Here is a 13,602-nt window from a genome sequence, read left to right as displayed (position 1 = left end):
GTCCGCTCCCCCGCCCCGGGGCCCGTGTCACGCGTCCCTGCCGGGATGGCGGACCGGGCTACGGGCGGGGGCGGTGCTGCTCGCCGTGGTGGTGACCGGAGTGGCGCTCGTGCCGCCGGGGGCGGCGGTCGCCGCACCGGTGGTCCCTTCAGCGGTGGTCACGGCGCCGGCGGTCACGGCGCCGGCGGTCACGGCGCCGGCGGTCACGGCGCCGGCGGTCACGGCGCCGGAGACCGTCGTCCCGACCACGGAGCCACCTCCCGGGGCCGACGGCATCCCGCCTCCGCCCGGCGACGGGCCCGCTCCGGGCGGGCCCCCGGACGGAGCGGGCCCGGCGCCCACGCCGCCGCGGCCACCCGGAGCGGGGATCCCGGCCCCGGGGGCGGACTACGCGTGGCCGCTGCTCCCGCCCCCGGCGGTCACCGCGGTGTTCCGCAAGCCCGCGTTCCGCTACGGCCGCGGGCACCGCGGCGCCGACGTCGGCGGCTCCCCCGGGCAGGCGGTGCTCGTCGCACGGGAGGGGGTGGTGGTGTTCGCCGGGCGGATCGCCGGGCGCGGCGTCGTCTCCGTCGACCACCCCGACGGGTTGCGGAGCACCTACGAGCCGGTGACCGCCGCCGTCGTCGCCGGGACGCGGCTCGCCGGGGGCGACCCGGTGGGGACGCTGGAACCCGGGCACATCGGGTGCCCGGTCGCGGCCTGCTTGCACTGGGGCGTGCGCCGGGAGCGGCTCGACCACCTGGACCCACTGGTCCTGCTGCGGCCTCCCCGGGTGCGGCTGCTCCCCTGGGAGGGGGCGCCGGAGACCGCGGAGGACGCTCCGGACCGGGTCAGCCCGCCAGCGCCGGCTGCATCGACGCCCGCAGCCGGGTGATCACCCGGGCGTGGAGCTGGCAGACCCGGGACTCGGTGACCCCGAGGACCCCGCCGATCTCGGCCAGCGTCCGGTTCTCGACGTAGTAGAGACGCACGACCAGCCGGTCCCGCTCCCCCAGCAGCCCGATCGCGGCACGCAGCTCCGCCCCGGTCTCCCTCCGGACCGCCGCGGTCACCGGGTCCACCGAGTCGTCGGCCGGGAGCGTCCACAGCGGCGAGCCCGCCGGGCCGCCCGCGCCGAGGTCCTCGGCGCTGACCAGGTACATCGGACGCCGGGCCTGACGGAGGTCGCGCACCGCGACGCCCAGCTCCGCGGCGAGTTCGCCGTCGGTCGCGGGGCGCCCGGAGCGGAACTGCACCGCCTCACGGGCACGTTCGACCTCGCGGCTGCGCGCCCGCACGGTGCGGGGCACCCAGTCCTGGGAACGCAGCTCGTCGAGCATGGCGCCCCGGACCCGCTGGGCCGCGTAGGCCTCGAACCGGATCCCGCGGCCGGGGTCGAACCGGTCGACGGCCTCCATCAGACCGAACGTCCCGGACTGCAGCAGGTCGGCGAGCTCGATCGACGACGGCAGCCGCACCGCCAGCTTCGTCCCCACACCGCGTACGAGCGGGGCGTGGTGCTCGACCAGGCATCGTCGCGCGGCGGGGGCGCGGGTGGCGAGGAACTCGCGCCACAGCGGCACGACAGCCGGCTCGACGGTCTCGTTCAGGTGATCCGGTGCGCCGTCGGGCGTGTCGCGGTGCGCCCGGTCCGTCGCCGGGACGAGTGCGATGCACGCCGGGGCCACGCCCGCCGGCGGTCGTCCGGTGGTGACGTCGCGGGGGCCGCGACGCGGGTGCCCGGGTGGGTCGGGGACCGGTACGAGGACGGCCGCGCGGGGCATGTCGGCCCCCGCGGCCCTCCGGTCGAGGGCCGTGGCCAGGGCGGTGGGGAACGCGTCGGGACGGCGGGGCGTCGTGGGGGACGCCTCAGGCCCGAGGGTGCGCCTGGTCATGAACCACCTTCAACCGGTCGACGGTCACATGCGTGTAGAGCTGTGTCGTCGACAGCGTAGCGTGACCGAGCAACTCCTGTACGTAACGAAGGTCGGCTCCGCCCTCGAGCAGATGGGTCGCCGCGGCGTGCCGCAGACCGTGCGGTCCGACGTCGGGGACGCCCGGTACCGCCCGGATCGAGCGGTGCACGACGGTCCGTGCGACGCGCGGGTCCAGCCGCCCGCCCCGCACGCCCAGCAGCAGCGCCGGCGGCGACGACGGGGTCGCCAGCGCCGGTCGGCCGTGGTCGAGCCAGCGGCGCAGGGAGCGCGCGGCGGGGACCCCGAACACGACGGTCCGTTCCCGGTCGCCCTTGCCCCGGACCCGCAGCGTACGGGTGGACTCGTCGACCGCCCCGACGTCCAGCCCGCACAGCTCCGCGACCCGGATCCCGGTCGCGTAGAGCAGTTCGAGGACCAGCAGGTCGCGCAGCGCCTCCGGGGCGTCCTCCGCCGCGCCGGACGTCACGGCGGCCAGTACCGCCGCGGTCTCCGCCGCGGCAGGCACCTCCGGCAGGACGGTGCCCGCGCGCGGCGACCCGAGCCGGGCGGCCGGGTCGTGGTCGAGCCGCCCGGTGCGCACCGCCCAGGCGCAGAACGTGCGGGCCGCGGCGGTGCGCCGGGCGACGGTGGCCCGCCCGGCGCCTGCGGCGTGCGTCGCGCCGAGCCGCCGACGCAGGTGGTCCAGGTCGAGCGCACCGAGGCGGGGGAGCCCGCGGAGCAGGTCGGTGAGGTCCGAGCGGTAGCCGCGGACGGTGTGCGGCGAACGGTTCCGCTCGTGGCGCAGGTGCCCGGTGAACTCCTCGAGCGCGGTGGCGACGTCCGGCGCGAGCCCGTCACCCCCTGCTTCCCCGTCACCCCCTGCGGACCCGGCGCTCCCTGCGGACGCGGCGCCGGCGGCAGGGGCGCCCGCCGGGCCCACGGCCGGTCCGTCGACCGCACCGGGGACCGGTCCGGTGGTCGCGGGACCGGAGGACTCTGTGCGCGCCATGCCCGGACGGTCCGCCGCCGCGGGGCCCCGGTCAAGGACCCGCCCGGCGTGCCGGACGCTGCCACAGCCCCTGGTGGTACTCGGCGAGCCCACGGTCCTCCAGCTCGGTCAGCGCTGCGCGCAGCTCGTCGGGTCCGACGCCCGCGGCCTCCCCGATCCGTCCCGGCGGCCACGCGGCCCGGGCGGGCAGCGCGTCATGGACCGCCAGCACCCGCGGGTCGAGCCCGTCGGTCGGGCGGGACTCCCCCTGCGGCGGCAGGGCGAGGTCCACACCCAGCCGGCCGACGACCTCCAGGACATCCTCGGGCCGCCCGACGAGGCCCGCCTGGTGGGAGCGGACCAGCTCGTGGCAGCCGACCGACATCCCCGAGGTCACCGGGCCCGGCACCGCCATCAGCGGGCGCCCGAGCGCGGTCGCGTCGGCGGCGGTGCGCTTCGTCCCGCTGCGTGCCCCGGCCTCGACGACGAGGGTCCCGACACCGAGTGCGGCCAGCAGCCGGTTGCGGACGAGGAACCGCAGCCGCCCGGGGATCGTGTCGGGCGGGTACTCGGTGAGCACCAGACCGGTCGCGGCGATCCGTTCCAGGAGACCGGTGTGCGCGGCCGGGTAGACGCGGTCCGGGCCGCAGGCCAGCACCGCGACCGTCGCGCCGTCGACGGCGAGCGCTCCGCGGTGCGCGGCCGCGTCGATCCCGAACGCGGCGCCGGAGAGGACCGCGACGCCGCGCCGGGCCAGCGTCGCGGAGAAGTCCGCGGCCACGTTCAGCCCGTACGGGGTCGCGGCACGCGACCCGACGACGGTGACCGACCGGTCGGCGAGCGTCGCGATCTCCCCCGGCCCGCGGGCCCACAGCGCGATCGGGGGCGCGAGGTCGGCCCGCGGGGCCTCGGCGAACGACCGGAACGGCCACGACGGCCAGCCCGGGTCCTCCGGCACGAGCAGCCGGGCCCCGGCGGCCGCGGCCGCCTCCAGGTCGGCGCCGGAGCGGTCGGTGCCCCGGCGGGCCGCCGCGGCGCGCAGCAGCTCGTCGGGGACGGCTCCGCGACGCAGCCGGTCGGCCGCCTCGACCGGCCCGTACCGGTCGACCTGGGCGACGAGGTGCCGGTTCGGGGGTTCGACGCAGCGCAGCAGGTAGGCGCGGGCGCGCAGGACCTCCTCGGGCACCGTGCCGGCATCGGTACCCGGGCGGACGGCCGGGACCGGGGCGCTCACGCGGCACCCCGCTCGCGGAAGTACAGCGCCGCGTCGACCAGGCCTCGGTCGGGCCGTTCGGCCCCGGCGAGGTCGCTGAGCGTCCACGCGACCCGCAGCGCGCGGTCCGCGCCACGGGCGCTGAGATCCCCGGCCCGCAGCCGGGCCTCCAGCGGTGCGATCACCCGGGCGGGCAGTGGGAAGCGGGTCCGCAGGGCGGGGCCGGGTACCTCGGCGTTGCACCGCCACCCGTGCTCCGACCAGCGCGCGACGGCGGCGGCGCGGGCGTCGAGCACCCGGCGGCGGACGGTCGCGGTGTCCTCGCCCCGCTGCTCGGTCACCCGCAACGCGGTCACCGGCTCCATCGCCACCCGCAGGTCGACCCGGTCGAGCAGCGGGCCGGACAGCCGGGACATGTAGCGGCGGCGGACGTCGGGGCGGCAGGTGCAGTCGCGGTCGATCGGCGGTGCGCACGGGCACGGGTTCGCCGCGAGGACGAGCTGGAACCGGGCCGGGTAGCGCACGGTGCCGTCGGCGCGGGACAGCCGGACCTCACCCTCCTCCAGCGGGGTGCGCAGCCCGTCGAGGACCGAGGCGGGCCAGTGCGGGCACTCGTCGAGGAAGAGCACCCCGCGGTGGGCCAGCGACACCGCACCGGGCCGGGCGACGCCGCTGCCCCCGCCGAGCAGCGCCGCCGTCGACGCCGAGTGGTGCGGCGCCACGAACGGCGCACACGTACTGAGTGCCCCGCTGTCGCCGAGCCGGCCGGCCACCGAGCGGATCGCGGCGAGCTGCAGCGCCTCGGCGCGATCGAGCGCGGGCAGCAGCCCCACCACGCGCTGGGCCAGCATCGTCTTGCCGGTGCCGGGTGGGCCGACCATCAGCAGGTGGTGCCCGCCGGCGGCGGCGATCTCCAGGGCCCGCCGGGCGTCGTGCTGGCCGAGCACGTCGGCCAGCTCGGGCGCCGCGACGGCCCGGGCCTCCTCCTGCGCGCCGTCGTGCCGGTGCAGCAGCCGGTTGCCCGACGCCCAGTCCAGGACGTCGCCGAGGCTGTCGGCACCGAACGCCTCGATCCCGTCGACCAGCGCGGCCTCGGCGAGCGCGGCACGGGGCACGACGGCGCGGACCATCCCGGCGTCGCGCGCGGCGAGCAGACAGGGCAGCACGCCGAGCACCGGTCGCAGCCTGCCGTCGAGGGCGAGCTCGCCGAGCAGCGCGGTGCCGCGCAGCCGGTCGGGTGGCACCGCATCCGCGGCGACGAGGACACCCAGGGCCAGTGCGAGGTCGAACCGGCTGCCGGTCTTGCGCAGGGTCGCCGGGGAGAGGGCGAGCACGATCCGCTCGTTGGGCCAGGTGCGGCCGGAGTGCACGATCGCGGACCGGACCCGGTCCTTGGACTCGTTGAGGGCGGCGTCGGGCAGGCCCACGAGGTGCACGCCGGGCATCCCGCCGCCGATGACCGCCTCGATCTCGACGGGGACGCCGTCGACGCCGTGCAGCGCCACCGACCAGATCCGTGCCGGGGGCCGCATCAGAACGCCGCCGGGTAGTGGGTGAGCGTGACCGGCCGGCCGGGCCGGATCAGGACCGCCACGACGTCGAACCTGATCTCGACCCAGCTCACCCGGTGGGCGGCCATGAACGCCTTCGCCAGCAGCCGGATCCGGCGTGTCTTGCGGCGGGTCACCGCCTCGGCGGGCTCGCCGTACCGGAGCCCGGAACGGGTCTTGACCTCGCAGAACACCAGCCGTTGCTGCGGGTCGACCGCGACGATGTCGATCTCGCCGTGCGTGCACCGCCAGTTGCGGCTGAGCACGACCATCCCGTGTGCCCGCTCGAGGTACTCGGCGGCGGTGTCCTCACCGCGACGGCCGAGCTCGTCCTTCGCTGCCATGGGTCCACGATCGGGCCGGGTGGGCCGCCCGCGGGGGTGGATCGGCCGGCTGTGGACGGATCCGCCGGTTGGGGACGGGCACCGCCGGCCGCGCCGCCGGAGCGGCGGACCCGTCGGTGGGGTCTGCTACGCGCTCAGCCCGGGAACTGGTCGTCGTCGGGGAGCCGCAGGTCAGGGGTGTCGAGCTCCTCGATGTTGACGTCCTTGAACGTCACCACCCGCACGTTCTTGACGAACCGCGCCGGGCGGTACATGTCCCACACCCACGCGTCGGACATGCGGACCTCGAAGTAGACCTCGCCGTCGGCGTTGCGTGGGGCGACGTCGACGGAGTTGGCCAGGTAGAACCGACGCTCCGTCTCCACGACGTAGGAGAACTGGGCGACGATGTCGCGGTACTCCTTGTAGAGCGTGAGCTCCATCTCGGTCTCGTACTTCTCGAGATCCTCGGCGCTCACCGGCCCGCTCCTCCTGTGACGATCTCCAACGGCTCCCACGCCCCGACCGTGTCCTCCGGGTCTCCGGGGTCGGGTTCCTGCTCGGGGAGTGCCCCATTGTGGACCAGCCCCGCCGGGACCTCGCGCCCGGCCACCGCGGCGACGTTCGCGAAGGAGAACCGGTGCTCCGGACAGGGCCCGTGTGCGCGCAGCGCGGCCTCGTGGTCCGGGGTGCTGTAGCCCTTGTGCACGGCGAAGCCGTAGCGGTCGTGCTCAGCGTCGAGCGCGGTCATGATGCGGTCCCGGGTGACCTTGGCCAGCACGGACGCCGCCGCGACGCAGGACGCCACCCGGTCCCCCTTCGGCACGGCGAGGGCGGGGCGGCCGAAGCCGCGGACCGGGAAGCCGTCGGTCAGGACGTAGCCGGGCCGGACCGCGCCCAGCGCGGCCACCGCGCGGCGCATGCCCTCGATGTTGGCCACGTGCACCCCGCGGCGGTCGACCTCGGCCGCCGGGATCACGACGACGGCGTGGTCCAGCGCCCGGGCGCGGATGCGGTCGTACCAGTGGTCGCGGGCGGCCGGGGTCAGCAGCTTGGAGTCGGTCAACCCGTCGAGGGCCTTCGCGTCCGCGGGCCGCAGCACCGCCGCGGCGACGACCAGCGGTCCGGCACTCGCACCGCGACCGGCCTCGTCGACGCCGGCGACCGGGCCGAGCCCGTGGCGCTGCAGGACCGTCTGCAGGGTCCAGGTGCCGCCGTCGCGGACGACGGCGCGCGGCGGACGCAGCCCGTCGGGCAGGACCCGTACGGGACGTCGGCGGGCACGCGGCCGTCCGGTGGGACGGGCGCGGCTGGGCGGAACCGGCACGGTGCTCCCGGTCAGGCTCTCCGGCGCCACCCGTGCGGGGGGCGCGTCGCGGGCAGGAAACGCTCGGCCTCGGCACGGGCGAGCAGAGCGCGTCGCCGGCCGGCCGCGAGCGGCAGGGTCCCCAGGATGCCCAGCGCCAGCGGCACCCCGCCGGGCAGCCCCGGGAGCCCGGCCGCCTCGGCGGTGGTCTGCGGGTCGACCGCGCTGACCCAGCCGAACCGGTCGAAGGGCAGCACGATCAGCCGGACCTTGCCGATGATGTTGGCCTCGGGGATGGGGCCGTGCCCCGCCGCCCGGGAGTCCGCGGAGTTGTTCCGCGAGTCGCCCATCATCCAGTACTGGCCCTCGGGGACCGTGATCGGGCCGAACGGGATCTGCCGGGCCGGGCCCGCCTCGGGCAGGTAGTAGATGTAGGGCTCCTCCAGCGGCTGCCCGTCGACGACGACCTGGTTCAGCGCGTCGCAGCAGGAGACGGTCTGGCCGCCGACGGCGATCACCCGCTTGACGAAGTCCTTCTCGTCGGGCGGGGCGATGCCGACCAGCGAGCCGAGCGACTGCAGACCCTTGAGCAGCGGGTTCTCGCTGCCCTCGCCGCTGTAGGTCTCGCTGGCCCAGCCGTCGGTGCCGCGGAACACGACGATGTCGCCCGGGGTGATGTCGGTGAAGTTGTAGGTGACCTTGTCGACGAGCACGCGGTCGTTGTTGCAGCCGGTGCAGCCGTGCAGCGTCGTCTCCATCGAGCCCGACGGGATGACGTAGACCTTCGCGAGGAAGGTCTGGATGAGGACCGTCAGCAGAATGGCGACCCCGGCCAGGAGCAGGATCTCCTTCCAGAACGCCGTCTTGGGCTTCTCCTCGCCCGCCGCGGCCGTGGCGGAGCCGCGGCCGGTCAGGGCGGCGATCCGGCCGCCGACGCCGACGGGGCCGCTGCGGCGCGCGGCGCGGCCACCGGTGGCGCGCTCCGGCTCGTCCGACGTGTCCTGCGGGTCGGCGGGGACGTCGTCGGAGTCCTCTGCCGGTTCCGCCGGGGCGACGGCCGGGCGACGCCGGCGCGGGGGTCGCGCCGGCGCGTCGGCGCCGGGATACGGGACGGCGGCGGTCCCCGCGTCGACGTCGACGTCGTCGCCGACCGGGGCGGCGGCCGCGCGGGCGCGCCGCAGGTCGGCCTCCGGAGGCACCCGGCGACGCGTGGTCGCGGCGGCGTCGGGGTCCGGCGGGGCCGGGCGACGGGTGGTCGGGGCCCCGTCTGCGTTCGGTGGGACGGGACGGCGGGTCGTCGGTGCGGCACCGTCGACGGGCGGGCCGACGGGCCGGCGACCGGGGGCACCACCGTCGGGGCGGGGCTCCGGGCGGGCGCCGTCGGAGTACTCGGCGGACGGGCCGCGGACGGCCGGCCGGCCGGGGGCGCGACCGCGCGGGTCGGGGCGGCCGGGGCCCCCGGGCGCGTACCCGTCGGGCCCGTGGCCCTCGGGTGCACGACCGTCCGCCGGGTAGCCGTCGACGCCGTGGCCGCGGGGGGCGTGGCCGTCGGGGGCGCCGGGCGCGGGGACGGAGGGGCCGAAGCCGGGGGCGGCGGGGGGCCGGCCGTTGCGCCGGGGCGCATCGGGGCCGCGGAAGGGCGGTGCGGCGGACGGATCGAACCCGGCGGACGGGGCCGCGGACGGGTCGAACCCGGAGGCCCGGCGACCGGGTCTGCCGTCGGGGGCGGGCTGGCCGGGGCCCGGGCGGACGCCGTGACGACCGGTGCCCTCGGGGCGCCCGGCCGGCGGCGCCGGATGACGGGGGCCCGGGGCCTGCTCCGGGCGGCTGCCGGGCGGCGGCCACGGCCTGCCGTTCGGTGCGGCGCCGGGCTCGGAGGCGTCGGGCCGGTTCAGCCGGGCCGCGTAGCGGGCCCGCAGCGTGTCCGGGCCCTCGGTGGCCGGGGCGGGCCGCTCCTCGGGGAGCGGGCCGCCCGCGTCGACGCCGTGTCGCCCGGAACGTCCGGCGGCGAGTTCGTCGAAACCGTTGCGGTAGCGACGCCCGCGGGGACGGGCCTCGTCGGCGCCGTCCTCCGGGCCCGCGTGCCGGGTACGGACCCCGCGCGGTGCGCCCTCGGGCTCACCGTCCGCGAAGCCGTCCCGGGCCGGCACCCCGTGCTGCAGCGCGGTCCCGAGCAGCCACTGCTGCTCGTCGCCGCCCGGTTCACCACCGGCGGGCGGCGGGTCCTCGGGGGCCCGCCGCCGACCGGGGCGCTCGGGAACATCGCTGCCGCGATACCGCCGGGGGCGGGCCCGGCGGTCGTCGGGGAGCTCGGGGAAGGCCACGCGTCGAGATTACGTCACCGGTCCGTCACGACAGGGTGACGGTCAGGACGCGGTGGTCTCCCGACGCTCCTTGATCTTCGCGGCCTTGCCGCGGAGGTCGCGGAGGTAGTACAGCTTCGCCCGGCGGACGTCACCGCGGGTGGCGACCTCGATCTTCTCGATGTTCGGCGTGTGCACCGGGAAGGTGCGCTCGACGCCGACGCCGAACGAGATCTTGCGGACGGTGAAGGTCTCGCGGGCACCCGAGCCGTGGCGGCGGATGACGACGCCCTGGAAGATCTGAGTACGGGTGCGGTTGCCCTCGATGACCTTCACGTGCACCTTGAGGGTGTCCCCGGGCCGGAAGTTCGGGATGTCGGAGCGCAGGGTCTCCGCGTCCAGTGCGTCCAGGGTGTTCATGTCGACGGTCCGTCCTCGTGTGTCGTTCGTGCGGGTCGTGCGGTGCCGGTCCCGGGTCGATCCGGGATCGCGCCCGGGCCACGGGGCGTGTGCCGTACGGCGACGACGCTCCTCACGTGGCGGGCTCGGCACGGCCGGCACCACCGGCGGGGCCGGGGGCACACGTGACCGTCACCGGGCACCACACGCGGCGCTGGCAACCCGTCCATAGTGCCAGACGGGCAGATCGCTCCGGACACCCGGTGGTGCGAGGGCCCCGGAGCGGCTCAGCGGGCCCGGTCGTACCGGACGGACCGGGCACCGCCGGTCGCCGGTGGGGGCCCGCCGGGCGACGGCGGAACGGTCCCCCGCGCCGGCCCCGGAGCCGGGCCGGCGCCGCCCACCGGCGGGAACGCTCAGGCGGTGGGGGCGTCGGCGTCGTCGTCGGGGCGCCCGGCGGCGAGTGCGGCGCGGTCGGCGGCGTCCAGGGCGTCCGGCCCGAGCGCGTCGAGCAGGTCGGGACGCCGGTCCCGGGTCCGTTCCAGGGCCCGGTCGCGCCGCCAGCGGGCGATCGCGGCGTGGTTGCCGCCGCGGAGCACGTCCGGCACGGCCAGCTCCCGCCACACCTCGGGACGGGTGTAGGACGGGCCCTCCAGCAGCCCGTCGGAGAAGGAGTCCTCGGCGGCCGAGCGCGGGTTGCCCAGCACCCCGGGCAGCAGCCGGGCGACGGCTTCGACCATCACGAGCACGGCGACCTCCCCGCCGACGAGCACGTAGTCGCCGATCGACACCTCGTCGACGGTGATGCCGCGGGCCCGGGCGTCGAGCAGCACACGCTCGTCGATGCCCTCGTAGCGGCCGCAGGCGAACACCAGCCGCTCCTCGGCAGCCCAGGCGTGCGCGGTGGCCTGGGTGAACGGCCATCCGGCCGGGGTCGGGACGACCAGCCGGGCGGGCAGGTCGGGGGTGGCCAGCACGTCGTCGAGGGCCTCGCCCCACACCTGGGGGCGCATCACCATGCCCGGCCCGCCGCCGTACGGGGAGTCGTCGACGGCCTGGTGCACGTCGTGGGTCCAGTCCCGCAGGTCGTGCACCGCGACCTCGAGCAGCCCGCGGTCGATCGCCCGCCCCAGCAGTGCCTCGCGCAACGGCTGCAGGTAGGACGGGAAGATGGTGACGACGTCGATCCGCACGGCGCGGATCGTCGCAGGCGCCCGTCCCCCCGTGCAGAAGGAGGTCATGCGATGCCGGAATCCTGGGCCGAGCCACTCTGGTCGACGGCGGCGCAGTGGAGCCTGCTGCCGCCGGTGCTGCTCGCCCTGCTGCTGACGACGGCGATCGGCCTGGAACGCGAGGCCGGCGCGAAGAGCGCCGGTCTGCGCACGCACGTGCTGGTCGGCGTCGGCGCGGCGGTGTTCATGGTCATCTCGAAGTACGGCTTCGCCGACCTGCTCGCGACCGAGCACGTCGCGCTGGACCCGTCCCGGATCGCGGCCCAGATCGTGTCGGGGATCGGGTTCATCGGTGCCGGGCTGATCTTCGTCCGGCAGGACGTCGTGCGCGGGCTCACCACCGCGGCCACGATCTGGCTGGCCGCCGCGGTCGGGACGGCGTGCGGTGCGGGCCTCGCCCCGCTGGCCGTCCTGGCGACGGCGGCACACTTCCTGGTGACCCGGGGCCTGCAGCCGGTCGCGCGGGTGGTGCGGCGGCACCGTCGTCGCCCGCCGGTGCTGCGGATCCGCTACGACGACGGCTACGGCGTCCTGCGCGGGGTCCTGGAGCGCTGCACCGCGGCCGGATTCTCGGTGGCAGGGGTGGCCGTGCACCGCGGCTCGGTGGCCGCCGACGGCGTCCGGGTCGCGGCGCTGACCCTGCGTCTCGACGGCCGGGGGGACCTGCCCGGCCTGGCCGCCGCGCTGTCGGAGACCGACGGGGTGCGCTCGGCGGAGACCCGGGTGGACCCGACCGAGGACCCGGACGACCCCGACCGCGCCGACGACTGAGCCGACGACCGGGCCCGGCTCAGCCCGCCCGGCGGGGCCGCCGTCTTCGAGGACCCCTCGAACGGGATGTGCCCGGCCCGCCACCGTCCGCGGCGCGGGCGGTCGAACGCGCCGGGTCCGAAGCCCGCCTCCACCGCGCTCCGGACGGCGTCGAGAGCGGCACGAGAACGGCCCGGCACCACGGGGTGCCGGGCCGGGATCAGTCCTGCGGGTCGAGCAGCCCGTCGGGCGGGTCGAGGACCACGCGTCCGCCCGCCACGTCGACGGTGGGCACGATCGCCCCGACGAACGGGACGAGTGCCTCGTGCCCGGCCGGCCGCCGGACGACCAGCAGGGACCCGCCGGGGCCGTGGACGACGTCGGTGACGGTGCCTGCCTCGGTCCCGTCGACCAGCTCGGCCCGCAGACCGGTCAGCTGGTGGACGTGGAACTCCTCCGGGTCCTCCGGCTCGGCGAGCGCGGAGGTCGGCAGCCGGAGCTGAACCCCGCGCAGGGCCTCGGCGGCGTCGCGGTCGGCCACGCCCTCGAAGAGCACGAGCCAGCGGCCCGAGTGGGCGCGCGCACCGGTGACGGTGAGCGGCCCGGGGCCCGCCGCGCGGGGCCGGTGGCCCTGCAGGACGGCACCGGGCGCGAACCGCTCCGCCGGTGCGTCGGTGCGGGGCTCGACGACGACCTCGCCGCGCAGACCGTGCACACGTACGACGACGCCGACCAGGACCTGGCCGGCGTCGTCGGGTGCGGAGCTCGTCACCGGTCGGTGTCGACGACGTCGACGCGCACGCCGCGACCGCCCACACCACCGATGACGTTGCGCAGGGCGGTGGCGGTGCGGCCACCCCGGCCGATCACCTTGCCGAGATCGTCGGGGTGCACCCGGACCTCGAGGATCCGACCGCGACGCCCGGTGACCAGGTCCACCCGGACGTCGTCGGGGTGGTCGACGATGCCGCGCACGAGGTGCTCGAGCGCGTCCGCCATGAGAGTCACGACTGGGTCGACTCGGTGGCCGGCTCGGCCGCGTCCTTGGTCGCGTCGGCGACGTCGTCGCTCTTCGTCGCGGCCTCGGCCGGGGCGGCGTCAGCGGTCTTGCCGACGCGGTCGCCACCCTTCTTCTTCGGAGTGGTGGCCGCGGTGGTCGGCTCCTCGTTCGCCGCCGCCAGCGCCTCGTTGAAGCGGGCCAGCTTGTCGGCCTTCTCGGCCTGCGGCTTCAGGGTGCCCTCGGTGCCCGGCAGGCCCTTGAACTTCTGCCAGTCGCCGGTGATCTCGAGCAGGTTCTGCACCGACTCGGTCGGCTGCGCGCCGACACCCAGCCAGTACTGCGCACGGTCCGAGTCGATCTCGATCAGGCTCGGCTCGTTCTTCGGGTGGTACTTGCCGATCGTCTCGATGGCCCGGCCGTTGCGGCGCGTACGGGAGTCCGCGACGACGACGCGGTAGTACGGCTGACGGATCTTGCCCAGACGCATCAGCTTGATCTTGACGGCCACGCTGTGGTGCTCCTCGCGAATGTCGATTCGTGCTGCGATGAGTCAGCCGGCCTCGCGTGGGGTTACGGGCTCGCTCACTCGTAGGTGTCGGCCGTGGCAGGTAGAGGGCCGGCCACGGACCCGATCGGCCATTCT

General features: G+C 76.8%; 15 protein-coding genes. 2 read left to right on the top strand and 13 right to left on the bottom strand.

Going from position 1 to position 13,602, the window contains the following annotated elements; translation table 11 throughout:
- Positions 1-73 precede the first annotated feature (73 nt).
- On the top strand, positions 74-874 hold the full coding sequence (locus ATL51_RS29580) for a M23 family metallopeptidase (RefSeq protein WP_301549165.1): 801 nt from the start codon (positions 74-76) through the stop codon (positions 872-874).
- On the opposite strand, the gene ATL51_RS23765 is transcribed toward ATL51_RS29580, so the two are convergent.
- The 10 genes from ATL51_RS23765 to trmD all read right to left on the bottom strand — a co-directional run bounded on the left by ATL51_RS23765 (position 831) and on the right by trmD (position 11,170).
- The gene (locus ATL51_RS23765; RefSeq protein ID WP_100879985.1) at positions 831-1,874 is read right to left on the bottom strand and encodes a FliA/WhiG family RNA polymerase sigma factor; all 1,044 of its coding nucleotides are present in this window, start codon (positions 1,872-1,874) and stop codon (positions 831-833) included. The two genes, ATL51_RS29580 and ATL51_RS23765, sit on opposite strands and share 44 nt — an antisense overlap.
- Entirely contained in the window at positions 1,849-2,904 is a 1,056-nt protein-coding gene (locus ATL51_RS23760; protein WP_100879984.1) for a tyrosine-type recombinase/integrase, read from the bottom strand. The genes ATL51_RS23765 and ATL51_RS23760 overlap by 26 nt, the downstream gene beginning before the upstream one ends.
- A 31-nt stretch (positions 2,905-2,935) precedes the next feature.
- On the bottom strand, positions 2,936-4,117 hold the full coding sequence (gene dprA / locus ATL51_RS23755) for a DNA-processing protein DprA (RefSeq protein ID WP_301549164.1): 1,182 nt from the start codon (positions 4,115-4,117) through the stop codon (positions 2,936-2,938).
- Positions 4,114-5,628 (bottom strand): YifB family Mg chelatase-like AAA ATPase, encoded by a 1,515-nt coding sequence (locus tag ATL51_RS23750; protein WP_100879983.1) that lies wholly within the window; start codon positions 5,626-5,628, stop codon positions 4,114-4,116. The genes dprA and ATL51_RS23750 overlap by 4 nt, the downstream gene beginning before the upstream one ends.
- Positions 5,628-5,990, bottom strand: coding sequence for a YraN family protein (locus ATL51_RS23745; protein WP_062401027.1), 363 nt, complete (start codon positions 5,988-5,990; stop codon positions 5,628-5,630). The genes ATL51_RS23750 and ATL51_RS23745 overlap by 1 nt, the downstream gene beginning before the upstream one ends.
- A gap of 134 nt (positions 5,991-6,124) precedes the next feature.
- Complete coding sequence (locus tag ATL51_RS23740; RefSeq protein WP_020627284.1) at positions 6,125-6,448, bottom strand: DUF2469 domain-containing protein; 324 nt, start codon at positions 6,446-6,448, stop codon at positions 6,125-6,127.
- Complete coding sequence (locus ATL51_RS23735; RefSeq protein ID WP_083659125.1) at positions 6,445-7,215, bottom strand: ribonuclease HII; 771 nt, start codon at positions 7,213-7,215, stop codon at positions 6,445-6,447. The genes ATL51_RS23740 and ATL51_RS23735 overlap by 4 nt, the downstream gene beginning before the upstream one ends.
- A 92-nt stretch (positions 7,216-7,307) precedes the next feature.
- Positions 7,308-9,599, bottom strand: coding sequence for a signal peptidase I (gene lepB / locus ATL51_RS29575; RefSeq protein WP_301549163.1), 2,292 nt, complete (start codon positions 9,597-9,599; stop codon positions 7,308-7,310).
- A gap of 42 nt (positions 9,600-9,641) precedes the next feature.
- A complete protein-coding gene (rplS, locus tag ATL51_RS23725; RefSeq protein ID WP_060714490.1) occupies positions 9,642-9,998 on the bottom strand; it encodes a 50S ribosomal protein L19 in 357 nt (118 codons plus the stop codon).
- A gap of 395 nt (positions 9,999-10,393) precedes the next feature.
- Positions 10,394-11,170: a tRNA (guanosine(37)-N1)-methyltransferase TrmD gene (trmD, locus tag ATL51_RS23720; RefSeq protein ID WP_100879982.1), complete on the bottom strand. Its 777-nt coding sequence runs from the start codon at positions 11,168-11,170 to the stop codon at positions 10,394-10,396.
- 51 nt (positions 11,171-11,221) lie between these two features.
- Here trmD and ATL51_RS23715 point away from each other — a divergent pair, with 51 nt between their 5' ends.
- Positions 11,222-11,980, top strand: a complete 759-nt coding sequence (locus ATL51_RS23715; protein ID WP_073578175.1) for an MgtC/SapB family protein — start codon at positions 11,222-11,224, stop codon at positions 11,978-11,980.
- Positions 11,981-12,179: 199 nt separating this feature from the next.
- Here the strand turns inward: ATL51_RS23715 and rimM are convergent, their stop codons facing one another.
- The 3 genes from rimM to rpsP are packed head-to-tail and all read right to left on the bottom strand — an operon-like array spanning position 12,180 to position 13,467.
- Positions 12,180-12,731, bottom strand: coding sequence for a ribosome maturation factor RimM (rimM, locus tag ATL51_RS23710; protein WP_073578178.1), 552 nt, complete (start codon positions 12,729-12,731; stop codon positions 12,180-12,182).
- Positions 12,728-12,958: an RNA-binding protein gene (locus ATL51_RS23705; RefSeq protein WP_149663515.1), complete on the bottom strand. Its 231-nt coding sequence runs from the start codon at positions 12,956-12,958 to the stop codon at positions 12,728-12,730. Before ATL51_RS23705 ends, rimM begins: the two co-directional genes overlap by 4 nt.
- A 5-nt stretch (positions 12,959-12,963) precedes the next feature.
- Positions 12,964-13,467, bottom strand: a complete 504-nt coding sequence (rpsP, locus tag ATL51_RS23700) for a 30S ribosomal protein S16 (RefSeq protein WP_073578179.1) — start codon at positions 13,465-13,467, stop codon at positions 12,964-12,966.
- Positions 13,468-13,602 lie beyond the last annotated feature (135 nt).

The organism is Pseudonocardia alni, assembly GCF_002813375.1.
Taxonomy (GTDB): domain Bacteria; phylum Actinomycetota; class Actinomycetes; order Mycobacteriales; family Pseudonocardiaceae; genus Pseudonocardia; species Pseudonocardia alni.
This window is presented reverse-complemented; position numbering and strand designations above follow the sequence as displayed.